The following is a 16,936-nucleotide window of genomic DNA, read 5'->3' on the forward strand; positions in this document are numbered from 1 at the left end:
ACCTTAGTCCCGGACCGGCGGGGGCGCAATTCCTACTTTGGTTGGATTCCAGTCGGCCAGGCGCGGGCGCAAGCTCGGCATCCCGAAGACCCCGGCAGGCCGGGCCGCTTGCCGACAACGCGTCGATGCTGGCAACATTCAAGGCCAGCAGCATCTGGCTGGCCGCCACAGTTCTGAAACATCGGGCATGGACGATTGGCCCTTCGACTCCAGGAGCGCATTGATGGCAGACAAGGCCCCTCCCCCCTCCGGTCTCTCCGCCCTGTCCGGCCTGTGGCCGATGCAGGCCGCGCAGTCCGCCGCCGAGTACGGCATCGACGCCTGGCAGCGCACCGTCCTCACCATGGACGTGCTGCGCGAACGCGGCAACCAGTACCTGGAACACACCAAGTCCGGCAAGCCGCCGGTGCTGGTCTTCGACTACGACATGGTGCTCGACGCGCGCGAGTTCCAGAAGCCGGCCAACTACGCGCTGGTGCGCATCAGGCCCGATGCGAGCCACGCCAGGACCGATCCGAACAAGCGACCCTTCGTGGTGATCGATCCGCGCGCCGGCCATGGACCCGGCATCGGCGGCTTCAAGATGGACAGCGAGATCGGCATCGCCCTGCAGCACGGCCACCCCTGCTACTTCGTGATGTTCTTCCCGATCCCGATGCCGGGGCAGACCATCGAATCGGTCTGCGCCGCCGAGATCGCCTTCATGCGAAAGGTGAACGAGCTCCATGCCGAGGCCGACGGCAAGCCCTTCGTGATCGGCAATTGCCAGGGCGGCTGGGCATTGATCATGCTCGCCGCGCTGGCACCCCAGGAGGTCGGCCCGATCCTGCTGGCCGGCTCGCCGGTCTCGTACTGGGCCGGCGTCGAGGGCAAGAATCCGATGCGATATTCGGGCGGGCTGATGGGCGGCACCTGGCTGGCCTCGCTGGCCGGCGACCTGGGACACGGCAAGTTCGACGGCGCCCACCTGGTCAGCAATTTCGAGGGCCTGAATCCCTCGAACACCTATTGGTCCAAACTTTACAACCTGTATTCGCAGGTCGACACCGAGCGGGAACGCTTCCTCGAATTCGAGAAGTGGTGGGGCGGCCTCTTCCTCATGAACAAGGAAGAGATGGAGTGGATCACGAAGAACCTCTTCGTCGGCAACAAGCTCTCGGCCGGCGAGGTCGAATCCTTCGACGGCAAGCACCGCGTGGACATCCGCAACATCCGCACACCGATCGTGGTGTTCGCGTCATGGGGAGACAACATCACGCCGCCGCAGCAGGCCCTGAACTGGATTCCCGACGTCTATGCCAGCGTCGACGAGATCCGGCTCAACGAGCAGACCATCGTCTACTGCCTGCACGAGAAGATCGGCCACCTGGGCATCTTCGTCTCCGCCGGCGTCGCCAAGCGCGAAACCTCCGAGCTGGCCAGTGCGCTCGACCTCATCGAGACGCTGCCGCCCGGCCTCTACGAAGCGGTGATCCAGGACACCCAACCCGACATGCCCGGTCTCGCCTACCTCGAAGGCCGCTACCTCATCCAGTTCGTGCCGCGGACCCTCGATGACATCCTCGCCTTCGATGACGGACGCAAGGATGAGCAGGCCTTCGAGGTGGTCGATCGCGTGGCCCAGATCAACCAGGGTCTCTACGACACCTTCGGCTCGCCGCTGGTGAAGGCCATGACGAGCGAGGCCAGCGCCGAGGCGACACGGGCCACGAACCCGGCGCGCATGGAGCGCTGGGGTCTGTCGAATCTCAATCCATGGATGTTCTGGGTCCAGGCGCTGGCCGAGAACGTGCGCGCCAACCGCCGGCCTGCCGCGCCGGACAATCCCTTCACCCAAGCTGAGCGCCAAGTCTCCGGCCGCATCGAGCAATCGCTGGACCGCGTGCGCGACGCCCGCGACGAGATGTCCGAGCGCATGTTCAAGGCCATCTACGAGGCGCCCTGGCTGGCCGCCGCGGTCGGCCTCGGCACCGACGCGCTGGGCCGGCGCGGGCCGAAATCGGCCACCTGGGAACAGGACGAACTCAAGCGGCTCAAGCGGCAGGAGATCGAATCGCAGTTCGAGACCGGCACGCCGGTGGACGCCTGGGCACGACTGTTGCTCTACGTGCGCCGGGAAGAAAACGTGGTCGACGAACGCCCCTTCAACCTGATGCGCCGAATGATCGACGAGATCGAGCCCGAGCACCGCCCCACGCTGGCCGCGATCAAGTCGGCCATGAAGCGGCAGGCCTTCGTGGTGGCGCTCGACGAGGAGCGCGCTATCGCCGCACTGCCGCGGCTGGTGCCCGAGATGCATCAGCGCCGCAAGGGCTTCGAGGCGGCGCGCAAGGTGGCGAGTGCGCGCGGCAAGCCCACGCCGCACCAGGAGGAGCGGTTCCGCCGCGTGGCGGCCATCCTGTCGCTCGATGCGCCGGTACGGCCGCGCAGGGCGGCATGAACGACGCCGCACGACGGCAAGCATTGACTGCAACGAAAGGCACGGAGGTACGCCCATGAGTCACGACAAATACGACCGCCTCATCGAGGTCGCGAAGTCCCTCGAGACCGTGGCCACGGCGGTCGCCCACCCCTGCGACGCCAGTTCGCTGTCCGCGGCGCTGGATGCCGCACGGCTGGGCCTGATCCGGCCGATCCTGGTCGGCCCGAAGGCGAAGATCGAGGCCGTGGCGAGGGAGAACGGGCTGGACATCTCGGGCTTCGAGCTGGTGGACGCGCCGCACAGCCATGCGGCTGCCGAGGCCGCGGTCGCGCTGGTGCAGGCCGGCAAGGCCGAGGCCCTCATGAAGGGCAGCCTGCACACCGACGAGCTCATGGCCGCGGTGGTGCGCAAGGGCACCGGGCTGCGCACCGCGCGCCGCATCAGCCACTGCTTCGTGATGGACGTGCCTTCGCACGCGGACGCGCTGATCATTTCCGATGCGGCCGTGAACATCGCGCCCACGCTCGAGGAAAAGGTGGACATCGTCCAGAACGCGATCGACCTGGCGCGGGCGCTGCGCCAGCCCGAGGTGCGCGTGGCCATCCTGTCGGCCATGGAGACCGTCAACCCGAAGGTGCCGTCGACGGTCGAGGCCGCGGCGCTTTGCAAGATGGCCGATCGCGGCCAGATCACCGGCGGCATCCTCGACGGTCCGCTGGCGCTAGACAACGCGATCAACCTGGAAGCCGCAGGCATCAAGAAGATCGTCTCGCCGGTCGCCGGGCGGGCCAACGTGCTCATCGTGCCCGATCTCGAAGCCGGCAACATGCTGGCCAAGAGCCTGAGCTTCCTCGCGAATGCCGACTCGGCCGGCATCGTGCTGGGCGCGAAGGTGCCGATCATTCTCACCAGCCGCGCCGATTCGGTGACCGCCCGCCTGGCCTCGTGTGCGGTCGCGGTAATGGTGGCGCACGCGCGGCGCGAGAGCGCGGCCAAGGTGATCGCATGAGCGATGCCATCGTTGTGCTGAATGCGGGCTCGTCGAGTCTCAAGTTCTCCCTGTTCGCGGGCCAGGACGACCTGCCCTTCGTCGCCGGCGGGCAGGTCTCGGGCCTGTACACCGGGGCACCGCGCTTCGTGGGCAAGAATTCCGCCGGCGAGCAGGTCGCCGAGAAGCGCTGGGATGCCGATGCGAAGCTGGACCACCACGGCGCCATCGTGCACATCGTCGAGTGGCTTCGCACCACGCACGGCCACGAGCACCGGCTGGCCGCCGTCGGTCACCGGGTGGTTCACGGGGGCATGGACTTCGCGGCGCCGGTGCGGCTCGACACCGACGTCGTGACCCGGCTCGAGAAGCTGATTCCCCTCGCGCCGCTGCACCAGCCGCACAACCTGGAGCCGATCCGCGCCCTGCTGCAGCGGGCGCCGGACCTGCCGCAGGTCGCTTGCTTCGACACTGCCGCGCATCGCTCGAATCCTCCGCTGGCGCAGATGTTCGCGCTGCCCAGGGAACTCTCCGACGCGGGCGTCAGGCGCTACGGCTTTCATGGCCTCTCCTACGAATACATCGCTTCGGTGCTGCCGGAGTTCGATGCCCGTGCCGCGAACGGCAGGACCGTGGCGCTGCATCTGGGCAACGGCGCGAGCATGTGCGCCCTGCAGGCCGGCCGCAGCATCGCCAGCACCATGGGCTTCACCGCGGTCGACGGCCTCCCGATGGGCACGCGCTGCGGCGCGCTGGACCCGGGCGTGATCCTCTACCTCATGGACGAGCGCGGCATGGACACGCGCGCCGTCGAGAAACTGATTTACAGACAGTCGGGGCTGCTGGGCGTCTCCGGCGTCTCGAGCGACATGCGCGAACTGCTCGAATCCGACGACCCGCAGGCCAAGGTCGCGGTCGACCTCTTCGTCTACCGCATCGGCCGCGAACTCGGATCGCTCGCGGCGGCGCTGGGCGGTCTCGATGCCATCGTCTTCACTGCGGGCATCGGCGAGCGCGCGGCCGTGGTGCGCGAGCGGATCTGCCAGCGGGCCGCATGGCTGGGCGTCGAGCTCGACCCCGATGCCAACGCGAGCCAGGGGCCCCGCATCAGCACGCCCGGCAGCCGCGTCGCTGCCTGGGTCATCCCCACCAACGAAGAACTGATGATCGCCCGCCATACGCGGGACCTGCTCGCACGAGGATGAACGCCATGCAGACCCCGCACAACCCCGTCCTCGCCGGCAAGAAGGCCCTGGTGGTGGGCATCGCCAACGAGCATTCGATCGCCCATGGCTGCGCGAACGCCTTCCGCAGCCTCGGTGCCGAACTGGCCATCACCTACCTCAACGAGAAGGCGCGGCCGCATGTCGAGCCGCTGGCGAAGGCCCTGGAGGCGCCCATCGTGCTGCCGCTCGATGTCGAGCAGCCGGGGCAGCTCGAGGCCGTGTTCAAGGCCATCGAAGACCAGTGGGGGCGGCTGGACATCCTCGTGCACTCCATCGCGTTCGCGCCCAAGGCCGACCTGCAGGGCGGCCTGCTGGACTGCTCGGCGGAGGGCTTCGGGCGCGCGATGGACGTGTCATGCCATTCCTTCGTCCGCATGGCGCGGCTCGCGACGCCGCTGATGACCGAGGGCGGTACCCTGATCGCCATGAGCTACCTCGGCGCGCAGAAGGTCGTGCCCAACTACAACGTGATGGGGCCGGTGAAGGCGGCGCTGGAAGCCACCTGCCGCTATCTCGCCTACGAGCTCGGGCCCAAGGGCATCCGCGTGCACCCGGTATCGCCCGGCCCGCTCAAGACGCGCGCCGCCTCGGGACTGAAGGATTTCGACCTGCTGCTTACCGAGGCCGCGAACCGGGCGCCGGTGGGCGAACTGGTCGACATCGACGATGTCGGCTTTGCCTGCGCCTACCTCGCAACGCCCTACGCGCGCAGGCTGACCGGCCAGACGCTCTACGTGGATGGCGGCGTCAACATCATGGGCTGAGCTCAGCGTCCCATCCGCGCGTCGTAGCTGCGCGAGACCCGATCGATCAGCGCCGGGTCGCGCGGGCCGGTGGCATCGAACTGCACCCGCACACTGCCGTCGGCCTGCCGGCGCACGCTTGCCGACACGGTGCCTGCGCCCTGCGTGCCGACGATCGTGCCGCTGGCGCGGTCCTCCACATTGACGGCGAGCCCCTGGTCGCGCATCGCGCTCGCCGCGGCATCGAAGGACCGATCGAAACTCGCTGGGGCCATCACGGGATAGCCGGGCGGCGGGTAGTAGACGCAGCCGTACAAGGCCAGGGCGGCGGCGAGCACCGCGGCCCGCGGAACGGTCCAGATCTTCATGAGAGCCTCCAGCCCTTGCACGACTGCTGCTGCAGCGGGCACCGATGGTAGATCGGATCGCGTTCCTCCGGCGTGCCGCGCCATCCAACTTTGGTGCGATGGCCGAAGCGCGCGCAACTTCCTATGCTGCCTGCATGCTGGAAACAAGGTCGCCGCGAACGGAAGGCCTGGCGGCACGGACGCCGCATGCGCGTTGGCTCCTGCTGTGCCTGGTCCTGCTTGGCACCCGGGCGGTGGCCGGCGATGCGCCGCCCCGAGCCGCGGTCGAAGCCGAGCAGCCGTCGCGAATCCGCTCGGCGGACGACGGCTGGCTGGACATCAGCGCTTTTCTCGATCAATCCTACGGCTTCGTGCCGGTCGCCATCCCCATCACGGAGCCGGCGATCGGCCTGGGAGCGGTCGGCGCCATGGCGTTCATCGACAAGCAGAAGGATGACGCCGCGGCCGGGTTCGGCCGGCCCAACGTCACGGTGGTCGGCGCACTCGGGACCGACAACGGCACCAAGGGCGCGTTCGCCGGCGACATGCGCCAATGGCTCGACGACCGGGTGAAGACGCTGGCCGGCGTGATGCGCGCATCGGTGAACCTGGACTTCTACGGCATCGGCCGCGACCCGGTGCTGCAGGAGCATCCCAAGTCCTACAACCTCAAGACCACGGCCCTGGTGCTTCAGGGTCGCTACCGCATCGGCGACTCCCAGGCCTGGGTCGGCCTCGGCTATGCGCTGGCCTCGACCTCCGTCAGCTTCAACGGGCTGGAGGAACCGCAGGTCCGACCGGCGTTCCAGAGCGAGTCCAAGGTCGGCGGCCTGTTGCCGACCATGAGCTTCGATTCCCGCGACAACATGTTCACGCCGACCAAAGGAAGCTATCTGGAACTGTCTGCCGGTCTCTTCAGCCAGGCACTGGGCAGCGACAGCGACTTCCAGCGCGTGAACCTGACGGCCATCCACTACCGCCCCCTGGCTCGCGATCTGACGCTCGGCGTCATGGGCAGCTCGGTGCTGAGCTTCGGCGACGTGCCGTTCTACCTGCGGCCCTTCATCAATCTGCGCGGGGTCCCGGTCATGCGCTACCAGGGCGACTTTGCGGCCCAGGTCGAGACCGAGCTTCGCTGGCAACTGTGGGAACGATTCAGCCTCGTCGGATTCGCCGGCGCCGGCGGCACCCGAAACGAAGGCTCCCGCAACCGCGCCTCCCAGAACGTGACGACAGGCGGCTTCGGCCTGCGCTACGAGATCGCCCGCAAGTACGGGCTTCACATGGGCCTGGACGTGGCCTACGGTCCGACCGGCCCGGTGTACTACGTCCAGTTCGGCAGCGCCTGGATGCGCCCCTAGACGTTCCTGGCGCTTGCAGCGATGCCTTGCCCTTGGCCCCGTCCGCCCGCAACCGGTCTGACCACCGGCTGGCGGCGCTGGCGGTCCATCGGCCTGGCCGGGATGGTGGCGTGCGGCATCGCAGCGGGTCAGACCTTGTCGGCGGCTGCCAAGCCGCCCGACGCAGCGGTGGAAGCGATGGTGCTGCTCGAACGCGGCCGCGCCTTCCTGCGCGCCGGCGATCGCTACGCGGCCCTCGGCGCCATCGCGCAGGCCCGGCGCCTGCAACCCGGCAACGCCGAGGTCGCCCAGGCCCTGGCCGACGTGCTGATGGAACTGGGTGCCCCCAGCGCCGCAGCCCACGCCCTGGGCGACCGCGCCGATGCGGGCGTGCGCAGCCGCGTGGCCGGCCAGCGCCTGCGCTGGGCGATCGACCTTCCGGTGCGGTCACCGGATCCGCGGCAGCGCTTCGACCAGGTGGATCCGGCGCTCGCCCGCCTGGACGAGTTGCTGTTGGAGGCCCGCGCAGCGCCTCCGCCGGACCCGGGGCTCGTCGTCCGGTTGCAGCGCGACCGGGCTGTGGCCCTGCGTCACCGCGAGCGCTGGCAGGAGGCCGTGGACCAGGCGAGCGCGCTGCGCGCGGCGGGAGATTCCCTCCCTGCTTACGTCCTGCAAGCCGAGGCGGACGCGCTGCTCGCGTTGCGCCGCCCTGCGCAGGCACGCGAGGTCTACCAGGAAGCCCTGCGGCGCCTGCCGCCGTCGCAGCGCACGGACGACGACGAGGCATGGCGGTCGATCATGATGGGCCGCGCCTATGCGGAGTCGGAGAGCGAGGATTTCGACGCCGCCTTCGGCACGGTCGACGCCCTGCTGGCCGCTGCGGGGCCGCCGTGGCGTAGCGCGGGCGAACTGCAGACGCCGCGCAAGAACGACGCCTGGCTGGAAGCCAAGGCCTTCGACGCCGCGATGCACAGCTATGCCGACATGCCGGCCGCGGCATGGGCGCGCATCGAGCCGCTGGAGCGCGGGGCGCCCGCCCTCCCCTGGCTGCGCGCGCAAGCGTCCGACATTGCGGCCCAGCAGGGTTGGCCGCGCCGGGCCGAAGATGGCATCGACAGCGCCGCGGCCCTGGCGCCGGAGGATTTCGGCATTCGCGTGCAGCAGGTGGATTCGGACACGCGCCGGCATCGTCTGCTGCGCGCCGACGAGCGCCTGGCGCCGCTGCTGGAGCAAGGCGCGGACCTGCCCCGCGTGCAGCAGGTGCGGCGGGAACTCGATGCCGCCATCGGCCCCAGCGTGCGCTTCGCACTGGGCGGCAGGCATACGGACAACCAGGCGCTCCAAGGTCCGGGCAATGGCGGCGAGGCCAGCCTCCAGGTCGAGTCCTCGACCTTCGCGGGCGCCTGGCGGCTGATCGGCCTGGCCGACAGCAGCGCCGATTCCCTCGAGGAAGGCCGCGCCAAGCGCCATCGTTTCGGCGGCGGCATACAGGCACTGTGGCCCGACTGGAGACTCGACGCCCTGGCATGGTCCCAGACGGGCTCCCTGAACACCTCGGGCGGCTCGCTCGCCGCCCAGTGGCAGCCCACCGATCACTGGACCTTCCTGGCGGATGCCGCGAAGCACTCGCCGGACGCCCCCTTGCGCGCGGACTTCCATGGCATCACCGCCGACGCGGTGCGCGGCGGGCTGCGCTACGCCTGGAACGGATCGACCGAGGCGGGCCTGAAAGCGCAGTTCATGGATTTCAGCGACGGCAACAGGCGCGAGCAGGTGACGATCGACGGCGCCCTCTCGCTGCTCGACCGCCCGCACCTCGACATCCTGCTGAAGCCGCGCGTCGAATGGCAGCGCAACAGCCTGCCGGTCACGCCTTATTTCAATCCGAAGGAGTCATGGCTGCCTTCCATCGAGACCCAGGTGCAGCATGTGATGTGGCGTGTCTACGAGCGCGTGCTGCTGCAGCGGCTGCGACTGACCGTGGGCATGTTCGACCAACGCGCCTTCGGCGGCTACGCGGTGGGCGCCGCCGCCTACGAACAGACCTGGCGCCACGACCCCTGGACCGAGCTGACCTGGGGCATCGAATGGGCCAGCAACGTGTACAACGGCCAGCGCGAACGCACGCTGAACGGCTACCTGAAGCTCGAGCACAGGTTTGGAAGATGAACGCGATCGATCCCTCACGCCAAGCCATCCGCGCGCGGGCACGAGCGCTTGCGTTGGCGTTGTCGTTGGCGATTCTCTGCATCGCCGCACCGCCCGCGTCCGCAGCGACGACGACCTTCGCAACGGTCGGTCTTCATGACGTGGTGGACGCCCCGGGCGATCTGGACGATGACGCGGTCACCGCGGATCGCCTGGTGAGCTTCTTCGACTGGTTGCGCGGCAGTGGCTGGAGCCCGGTCTCCCTCGACGACATCGCACGCGCGGGCCGCGGCGAGAAGGCGCTGCCCGCGAAGGCCGTGCTGATCACCTTCGACGATGGCTACCGCAGCCTGTACACCCGCGTCTACCCGCTGGCCCTGGCCTACGGCTACCCGATCGTCGCCGCACTGGTGGGCAGCTGGATGGAGCCCCCCGCAGGATCGATGGTGCGCTATGGCGCGCAATCGGTGCCGCGCGAGCGCTTCATCACCTGGGAGCAGGCGCGCGAGATGCAGCGCTCGGGACTGATCGAATTCGCGCTGCACAGCCAGGCGCTGCACGCCGAGGTCGTCGGCAACCCGCAGGGCAACACCATGCCGGCGGCAGTGACGCGCCGCTACACGCCCGGCACGGGCTACCAGAGCGAAGCCGACTTCGCGGCGGCCGTTCGCGCCGACCTCGCGCGCGGGCGCGCCACGCTGCAACGCGAACTGGGCGGCCCACCGCGCGCGCTGGTGTGGCCCTACGGGCGCTACAACGCCATCGGCACGCAGGCGGCCCGCGACCTGGGCTTCGACTTTGCATTGGTGCTCGACCAGGGACCTTCTCGATCGGACAGGCCTTTCAGACTGGCCCGCTTCCTGCCGACCTACGACCCGCCGCTTGCGGACCTGGCGCAAGGCCTGGAGCCCGATCCGAACGAGAGGCGATTGGATCGCCTGGTCTGCCTCGACCCGGCCGCCCTCTGGGCCGGCGACGAGGCCAGCAGCAATGAACGCCTGGGGCGAGCGATCGAGCGCGTGCGGGCGCTGGGCGTGACCGGCCTGGTGGTCGACGCGGTACGCCGGGATGCACAGGGGCGGATCACCGCCGCCTGGTTTCCCACCTCCGAACTTCCCTTGGCGGGCGATTGGCTCTCGCGCGTGGCCTGGCAGATGAACACGCGTGCCGGCGTCAAGGTCTACGCTCGCCTGCCTCACCGGCGGGCGCTCGCCGCGCTGGGCGACGACGCGCGCGTGCAGCGTCTCTATCAGGACCTGGGTGCCCGGGTGCCGCTGGACGGCTGGCTGCTCGAGGACACCGAGGCACCGGCGGCGTCGATGCGCTTCGACGCGCCCTCGCCGCTCTTCGCGCACCGCGCGGACATTCCGTTGAGCTGGTCTGCGTGGGTGGTGCGCGAACGGCGCCAGCCGATGCTCGAAACGCTGGGACGCGGCGACACACCCGAAGCGCTGGGATGGAGAGCGTTCGCGACCCTGGACGCGGCCCGACCCGGACTGGATCTGCTGTGGCTCGCGCCGCCGCGCGCGGCCGCAGCGCCGCACCCGCTGGCAGAGATCAGCCTGGTGACCACCGCCCTGGACGACCCGGTCGCCGACGACCGCACGGCAGCGGTCGACCCGAGGCTCCTGAGATGGTTCACGGCCTCCGCGCCGCCCGAGGCAGGCCGGCTCGCGCGCAGCGCCGTCGATTTCCAGCGCCGCGGCGGCGTTTCGCTGGGCTGGTGCCCCGACGACCCCGTCGCGGACCGCCCGCAGGCGGAAACGCTTGCACCGGGCGTTTCGGCGTCGACCTTTCCGCTGCGGCGTTGAAGAGCGAAGAAGACCTCCATGAACTTCAACGAACTCATCGCCGCCTTCTGTTTCGGCTATCCCTTCGTGATGGCCTTGTTCTGGATCAGCGGCGGCCTGCTGTACGTCGGCTTGCGCGGGCGCCACGAGCCGCGGCCGGAGCATCCGCCGCCGCTCGCGTCCTATCCCGGCGTGTCGGTGCTGGTGCCCTGCCACAACGAGGAGCGCCAACTGGCCGAGACCTTGGGTGCCCTGTCGTGCGTCGACTACCCGAACTTCGAGATCATCGCGATCGACGACGGTTCCACCGACCGGACCGGGGCCTGGCTCGAGGCGTTGACCGCCCGGTTGCCGGCGCTGCGCGTCGTGCAGCTGGCCAGCAACCAGGGCAAGTCCACGGCGCTCAATGCCGGCGCGCTGGCCGCCCGGCACGAGTTGCTGGTGTGCATCGACGCCGATGCCTTGCTCGACCGGCACGCGCTGACCTGGCTGGTGCGCCGCTTCCAGACCGATGAAGGCATCGGCGGGCTGACCGGCAATCCGCGCGTGCGCAACCATGCGACGCTGCTCGGGCGGCTGCAGGTCGGCGAGTTTTCGTCCATCGTCGGACTCATCAAGCGCGCTCAGACCGTGTACGGAACGCTGTTCACGGTTTCCGGGGTCATCTGCGCCTTCCGGAAGCGGGCCTTGCAGGACGCGGGCTGGTGGTCGCGCGAAGCCCTGACCGACGATGTGGATGTGAGTTGGCGTCTCCAGCTCGCGGGCTGGCGGCTGGCCTTCGAGCCCAAGGCACTGTGCTGGATCCTGATGCCGGAGACCTTCCGCGGACTCTGGCGCCAGCGCCTGCGCTGGGCCGAAGGGGGCGCAACGGTGATGCTGAAGGTCCTCCCGCGGCTGCTGGCGCAGCCGCGCATGCTTCCGGTGTGGCTCAACTACATCGTGGCGATCGTCTGGGCCTACGCCATCGCGCTGGGCTTGCTGGCCTGGGGCCTGGGACCCCTGCTGACCCTCTGGGACGTCGACCTGCCGCATTTCTGGCCCGCCCTCGGCCCCTTGCCTCGCGGCTGGGGCCAGGTGCTGGCGCTGACCTACCTGGCGCAGGCCTTGACGAGTGCCTGGATCGACGAGCGCTTCGAACGCGGCATGTTCCGCTCGCTGTTCTGGGTCGTCTGGTATCCGCTGGTGTTCTGGGCCGCACAGGCGGCGACATCGATCGTGGGCCTGCCGCGTGCCATCCTTCACATCGGCAGCATGCGCGGAACCTGGGTGAGTCCCGACCGCGGGCTGCGCTGACGCGGGAGCATTCGATGAAGCAAAAGACTCTTGCTGCGCCAGAACCGGCAGACGCCGCGACCGCCCCGGAACTGGCCCCGCCGTCCGATTGGCCGCCGCGAATCCTGCGCGCGCGCACGCAGTGGTGGATGCGCCTGCGCGACCTGGCCCTGACCTTGCTGGCCTGGATCATCTATCTCTGGTTCCTGAGAGAACCGGTCATCGCCGGCATTGCATGGCTGAGCCCGACCGCGGGGACCTATCTCGAACAGGTGATCGAAGTCCCGATGGCCGTCGACTTGCGTCCCTATCTCTGGATGGCGGCGGGCCTCATGGCCTGGCTGGGTCTGGCGGGCCTGTACCAGGGGCGTCGCCTGCGGCAGCAGCCCGACAGCGAACGGGAGGTTCCGCCGCTGCCGCCCGACGCGCAGTTCGCGGCTGCCGGGGTGACGCTCCCGGAGCAGGCCTTGTGGCGCCAAGCGCGCTGCCTCCGCGTGGAATACGACATGCATGGGCGAGTGCTCGGCGCGGCGCAGAGGCCGTCAGAGCGTCAACGCGCGCAGCTCGCCCTCGACGATGCCCTTGCCCGTCCGCAAGCCCAGCGACAGGATCACGAGGGTCGTGAAGGCGAGCATTGAAAGCGCGAATGCCTGTGCCAGCCATCCCGGCTTTTCGATGCAGAACTTCAGCGCAGCGAGTGTCATTGCCGACAGCGGAAAACTCACGGCCCACCACGAGGTGTGGAAGGGCGAGCAATTGCGCAGACGCACGAGCTTGGGCAGCAGGACCGCGAGCATGAACACTGCGAGGTAGAAGAGCAGCTCGGCAAAAAGATCGAGCCGCCCCGCAACGCCGAGATAGGCCGAGAAGCCGACGGCGAAGGGGGCGACCAGGATCATCAGGGAAGGCTGCAGCGAATGGGGCATCGGCACTTCGAAGATCAGCCTGGAGAGGATCAGCGTGAAGAGCGGCACCGCGAAAAAAAGCCCCACCGCCAGCGCGAAAACACACACAGGCTGAGCGCCGGGCAGAGCCAGGGGAACGCCTGCGGTCGAGATGTTGAGCGTGCCGACGACCGGAACGATCCAGGCCGGCGTGGCATGAGCGATTTGCTGCCGAACGCTCATCCATCGGCTCACGATCAACCAGGCGAAGCCAATCATGGCCACGGTTCCGGCGATCCAGAGGACATTCGCCAGCACGGGGGCATGAGGCGCAACGATTGCGGGCAGGAGCAACAGCGAGATGATCGGCGTTGCAAAGAAGTTCGCCGCAACGGGATGCGCGAATTCGGCGCGCACTGCAGCGGGCGATCTGAAGCACTTGATGCCGTAGGCCACGACCAGTACGACGAAGACGACAACCGCCGCACAGCCAATCGCGTCGCCCACCCATCCGGGCAGGCCGAATTCGATCGCCGCGAGCTCCCACGCCGTGGCCAGGCCGCACAGGCCCATGACCGAGCCGAACAGGCTGACCGGCAGATAGGCCAGGCCAGCCAAGCTGCCGGCCTGGGTCGTGTCAAGTGGTTCATTCATGGGAGGTGGCATCCCCTCGGCAAGAGCGAAGTCTAGTCGCTGCTGTGCGTCCAGGAGCCGGCCGGTACTATTACCAATTCCCCGATTTCCTGTTGCCGGTGCCCTGTTGCCACCCTACCATCCGGCCCATGAAATCCCGTCTCCGCACCTGGTTGTCCGCCGGACTGCTTCGCTGCAGGTGGGGCGTGCTCGGCGCAGGCCTGCTGGGCGCGGCCCTCGCCTTCGCCTCCTCCCAGGTGGATATCTCCGCGCCCGCAGGGCCGTACTCGCTGACAGGGTTCGCGCCCGGCCAGGCCATGGTCGATTGCCCCGTGCAATGGCAGAAGTTCCGCAACGACGGCGGCTTCTCGTGCATCCGGCATGGCGGCAAGCTGGCCTCCCGGCCGATCCAGGCGACCTTTCTCCGGATCGAGAGCGGCAAGCTCCTGAGCGTCTGGATCGACATGAAGAACCCCGGTGACTGGGTGCATGTCCAGAGCGCCCTCACGCAGCAGTACGGACGCCCCGCCGTCGACCAAGGAGCCCGCCGGGAATGGGTTGCTCCGGATGCGCAACTGTCGGTGGGGAATTCCGGCGGCGTGCTGCTGCTCGGCTCCTGGAAGGCGCGGCAAGGCGCGCCCGAGGCCGCAGCCGATCTCTGACGCTTCGCTTCGACGGCCGCCGTCGCCCGGCCTTTTCTGCACGGCGCACTGCATGTAAATTGCCGCGATGCTTCTGCCCCTGCAGGCCTACCCCGCGACTTTCGTCATCGTCAGTTCGGTCGTGCTGTACATCTCGCGGGGATCGATCATGCGGCCGCGCTCGCACGGCTTCTATCGCTTCTTCGCGGTGGAGTGCATCTTCGGCCTGATCTGGATCAACCTGCCGGTATGGGGAGACGACCCCCTGCTGTCACCGAGCCAGTTCCTGGCGCAGCTGTTCCTCGTCACGTCGGCCTGGCTGCCGCTGCATGCGGCACGCCGCTTGAGACGGCTGGGCCAGCCGAGCAGCGCCCGCAAGGACCAGACGCTGATCGGGTTCGAGAAGACCACTCGGCTGGTGACCACGGGCGCCTTCAAGTACATCCGCCACCCGATGTACACGGCGCTGATCTGCCTTGCCTGGGGGGTCTTTCTGCAGCGCTTCACCTGGCTGGGCCTGCTGCTGGTTGTGGCCTCGACCGGGCTGATCTTCGTCACCGCCCAGCGCGAGGAGGAAGAGTGCATCGCGCATTTCGGCGATGCCTACCGCGACTACATGCGCCGAACACGACGCTTCGTCCCCTACCTGCTCTAGCACCGGGCGACGCCGCTGCTACCCGAGTGCGAATCCCGCATAGCCTTGGTCAGCCACCGCCGCGCAGCGTTCCGCATAGGCGGGAAAGCCGCCGGCCAGCGGCATGAACATCCGCGCCTTGCCCGGGATGTTGGCGCCCAGGTACCAGGAGTTGCAGCTCAGGAACACGGTGCGCGCGGCGATCGCGTTGACATGAGCGACCCAGGCGCGCTCGGCGTCGTCGGTGGCCTCGATCGTCGCGTGCCCCTGCGCGTCCATCCAGGCGATGCACTCGGCGATCCAGTCCACATGGTGCTCGATCGAGACGATCACGCTGGTGAAAGCCGAAGTGCTGCCGGCGCCGGCGATATTGAACAGGTTCGGGAAGCCGGCCACCGTCAAGCCCAGGTAGTTCAGCGGCCCGTCGCGCCATTTGTCCTGGATGCGCAGGCCGCTCCGGCCACGCAGGTCCAGCCGCATCAGCGGGCCGGTCACGGCGTCGAAGCCGGTGGCCAGCACCAGGGTGTCGAAGGCGTGTTCGCGACCACCGGCCCGCAGCCCGCCCGGCGTGATGGCCTCGATCGGACGATCGCTCAGGTCCACCAGCTGCACGTTCGACCGGTTGAAGGTTTCGTAGTAGCCATCGGCCACGCACAGCCGCTTGCAGCCGATCGGCTGGTGCGGGCAAAGCAGCGCCGCGGTCGCCGGGTCGTGGACCGTTTCGCGGATCTTGCCGCGCACGAACTCGGCTGCCAGCGCATTGGCCTGCAGGTCGGTCATCAGGTCGCCATACGTTCCGAGAAAGCCGAAGCCGCCGACTCTCCAGCGGGCCTCGAACGCGGCAGCCCGGGCCTCCGGGCTGGCGGCCAGCGCCGAGGCCGGGTCGGGCGGCAGCTCGCAGCCGAAGCCGGTGCGCATCTGCCGGTTGCGGGCACGAAAGCCCGGGTAGTCGGCCTTCACACGCGCCTCGTGCGCCGGGTCCAGCGGGCCGTTGTGTGCCGGTACCACGTAGGCGGCGGTACGCTGGAACACCGTCACCGATGCCGCTTGCTGAGCCACGCGCGGAATCACCTGGACCGCCGAAGACCCGGTGCCGACGACGCCGACATGGCGGCCGCTGAAATCGACCGGCACATGCGGCCACGCCGCCGTGTGCAGCACCGGACCCGCGAAGGTCTGCACGCCTGGAAAGTCCGGCGTGAACGGGGTCGACAGCGGTCCGCTGGCCAGCACGACCAAACGCGCCTGCCAGGCCTGCGAAGCGCCGTCGGCGCGGATGCTGCCGACCCGCCAGCCCTGCGCGAGGTCGTCGAAACGGGCCGAGGTCATGCGCGTGTTCAGGTGGATCTCGCGGCGCAGGTCGAAGCGGTCGGCCACGTGGTTGGCATAGCGCAGCAGTTCGGGCTGCCCGGCATAGCGTTCGGTCCACTGCCACTCCTGCTGCAACGCATCGCAGAACGAGAACGAATACTCCAGGCTCTGGATGTCCACGCGAGCGCCCGGGTAGCGGTTGGCATACCAGGTGCCGCCGACGCTGGGCGCGGCCTCGAGGATCAGCGCCGACAGGCCCATCGCCCGCGCCTTGTGCAGCATGTACAGACCACTGAAGCCGGCCCCGACGATCAGCAGGTCCAGCGGCGGGTCCGAAGCCGGGGCGTCGCTCACGTCGTCTGCCAGAACTCGTCGCGCGTCGCGCCTGCGATGAAGCACTCGATCATTTGAAGTCTCCTGACGCCTTTTGGAGTCACGGTCAAATTGTGGAGCACCCCGACAAAAGACGCCATGTCCGACCCGCTGGTCTTTGGACACTTCGAGATGCGGCCCTGGCCGCCATTCCAGCGCCCGGACGCGCGCCGGTCATCCAGGGG

14 protein-coding genes are annotated in these 16,936 nt (G+C 68.7%); 11 read left to right on the forward strand and 3 right to left on the reverse strand.

The window, feature by feature from the left end; all coding sequences use genetic code 11:
- The first annotated feature begins 223 nt into the window (after positions 1 to 223).
- Genes QTI45_RS12665 through fabI form a run of 4 tightly spaced genes read left to right on the forward strand, consistent with a single transcriptional unit; the run spans position 224 to position 5,400 of the window.
- The gene (locus tag QTI45_RS12665) at positions 224 to 2,440 is read left to right on the forward strand and encodes a TerB family tellurite resistance protein (RefSeq protein WP_286654610.1); all 2,217 of its coding nucleotides are present in this window, start codon (positions 224 to 226) and stop codon (positions 2,438 to 2,440) included.
- 55 nt (positions 2,441 to 2,495) lie between these two features.
- On the forward strand, positions 2,496 to 3,431 hold the full coding sequence (locus QTI45_RS12670; protein ID WP_286368541.1) for a phosphate acetyltransferase: 936 nt from the start codon (positions 2,496 to 2,498) through the stop codon (positions 3,429 to 3,431).
- Positions 3,428 to 4,615: an acetate/propionate family kinase gene (locus tag QTI45_RS12675; protein WP_286654611.1), complete on the forward strand. Its 1,188-nt coding sequence runs from the start codon at positions 3,428 to 3,430 to the stop codon at positions 4,613 to 4,615. Before QTI45_RS12670 ends, QTI45_RS12675 begins: the two co-directional genes overlap by 4 nt.
- A gap of 5 nt (positions 4,616 to 4,620) precedes the next feature.
- On the forward strand, positions 4,621 to 5,400 hold the full coding sequence (gene fabI / locus QTI45_RS12680) for an enoyl-ACP reductase FabI (RefSeq protein ID WP_286368539.1): 780 nt from the start codon (positions 4,621 to 4,623) through the stop codon (positions 5,398 to 5,400).
- 2 nt (positions 5,401 to 5,402) lie between these two features.
- On the opposite strand, the gene QTI45_RS12685 is transcribed toward fabI, so the two are convergent.
- Positions 5,403 to 5,747: a hypothetical protein gene (locus QTI45_RS12685; RefSeq protein ID WP_353621301.1), complete on the reverse strand. Its 345-nt coding sequence runs from the start codon at positions 5,745 to 5,747 to the stop codon at positions 5,403 to 5,405.
- 134 nt (positions 5,748 to 5,881) lie between these two features.
- Here QTI45_RS12685 and QTI45_RS12690 point away from each other — a divergent pair, with 134 nt between their 5' ends.
- From QTI45_RS12690 to pgaD, 5 genes are all read left to right on the forward strand, one after another.
- Positions 5,882 to 7,087, forward strand: coding sequence for a BamA/TamA family outer membrane protein (locus tag QTI45_RS12690; protein WP_286654612.1), 1,206 nt, complete (start codon positions 5,882 to 5,884; stop codon positions 7,085 to 7,087).
- Between the two features lie 21 nt (positions 7,088 to 7,108).
- Positions 7,109 to 9,235, forward strand: a complete 2,127-nt coding sequence (gene pgaA / locus QTI45_RS12695; protein ID WP_286654613.1) for a poly-beta-1,6 N-acetyl-D-glucosamine export porin PgaA — start codon at positions 7,109 to 7,111, stop codon at positions 9,233 to 9,235.
- A 65-nt stretch (positions 9,236 to 9,300) separates the two neighbouring features.
- Positions 9,301 to 11,025 carry a poly-beta-1,6-N-acetyl-D-glucosamine N-deacetylase PgaB gene (gene pgaB / locus QTI45_RS12700; protein ID WP_286654614.1) on the forward strand — a complete coding sequence of 575 codons (1,725 nt, stop codon included), beginning with the start codon at positions 9,301 to 9,303 and terminating at the stop codon, positions 11,023 to 11,025.
- 18 nt (positions 11,026 to 11,043) lie between these two features.
- Complete coding sequence (gene pgaC, locus QTI45_RS12705) at positions 11,044 to 12,297, forward strand: poly-beta-1,6-N-acetyl-D-glucosamine synthase (RefSeq protein ID WP_286654615.1); 1,254 nt, start codon at positions 11,044 to 11,046, stop codon at positions 12,295 to 12,297.
- 14 nt (positions 12,298 to 12,311) lie between these two features.
- A complete protein-coding gene (gene pgaD, locus QTI45_RS12710; protein ID WP_286654616.1) occupies positions 12,312 to 12,914 on the forward strand; it encodes a poly-beta-1,6-N-acetyl-D-glucosamine biosynthesis protein PgaD in 603 nt (200 codons plus the stop codon).
- On the opposite strand, the gene QTI45_RS12715 is transcribed toward pgaD, so the two are convergent.
- A complete protein-coding gene (locus QTI45_RS12715; RefSeq protein WP_286654617.1) occupies positions 12,819 to 13,814 on the reverse strand; it encodes an SLAC1 anion channel family protein in 996 nt (331 codons plus the stop codon). The genes pgaD and QTI45_RS12715 overlap by 96 nt on opposite strands.
- A 128-nt stretch (positions 13,815 to 13,942) precedes the next feature.
- On the opposite strand from QTI45_RS12715, the gene QTI45_RS12720 reads away from it, so the two are divergent.
- Positions 13,943 to 14,455, forward strand: a complete 513-nt coding sequence (locus QTI45_RS12720) for a hypothetical protein (protein WP_286654618.1) — start codon at positions 13,943 to 13,945, stop codon at positions 14,453 to 14,455.
- A gap of 67 nt (positions 14,456 to 14,522) precedes the next feature.
- Positions 14,523 to 15,089: a methyltransferase family protein gene (locus tag QTI45_RS12725; RefSeq protein ID WP_286654619.1), complete on the forward strand. Its 567-nt coding sequence runs from the start codon at positions 14,523 to 14,525 to the stop codon at positions 15,087 to 15,089.
- Positions 15,090 to 15,107: 18 nt separating this feature from the next.
- On the opposite strand, the gene QTI45_RS12730 is transcribed toward QTI45_RS12725, so the two are convergent.
- Positions 15,108 to 16,733: a flavin-containing monooxygenase gene (locus tag QTI45_RS12730; RefSeq protein WP_286654620.1), complete on the reverse strand. Its 1,626-nt coding sequence runs from the start codon at positions 16,731 to 16,733 to the stop codon at positions 15,108 to 15,110.
- Positions 16,734 to 16,936: the final 203 nt, after the last annotated feature.

Origin of the sequence: Variovorax saccharolyticus (assembly GCF_030316765.1) — a bacterium.
Classification (GTDB): Bacteria; Pseudomonadota; Gammaproteobacteria; order Burkholderiales; family Burkholderiaceae_C; genus Variovorax; species Variovorax saccharolyticus.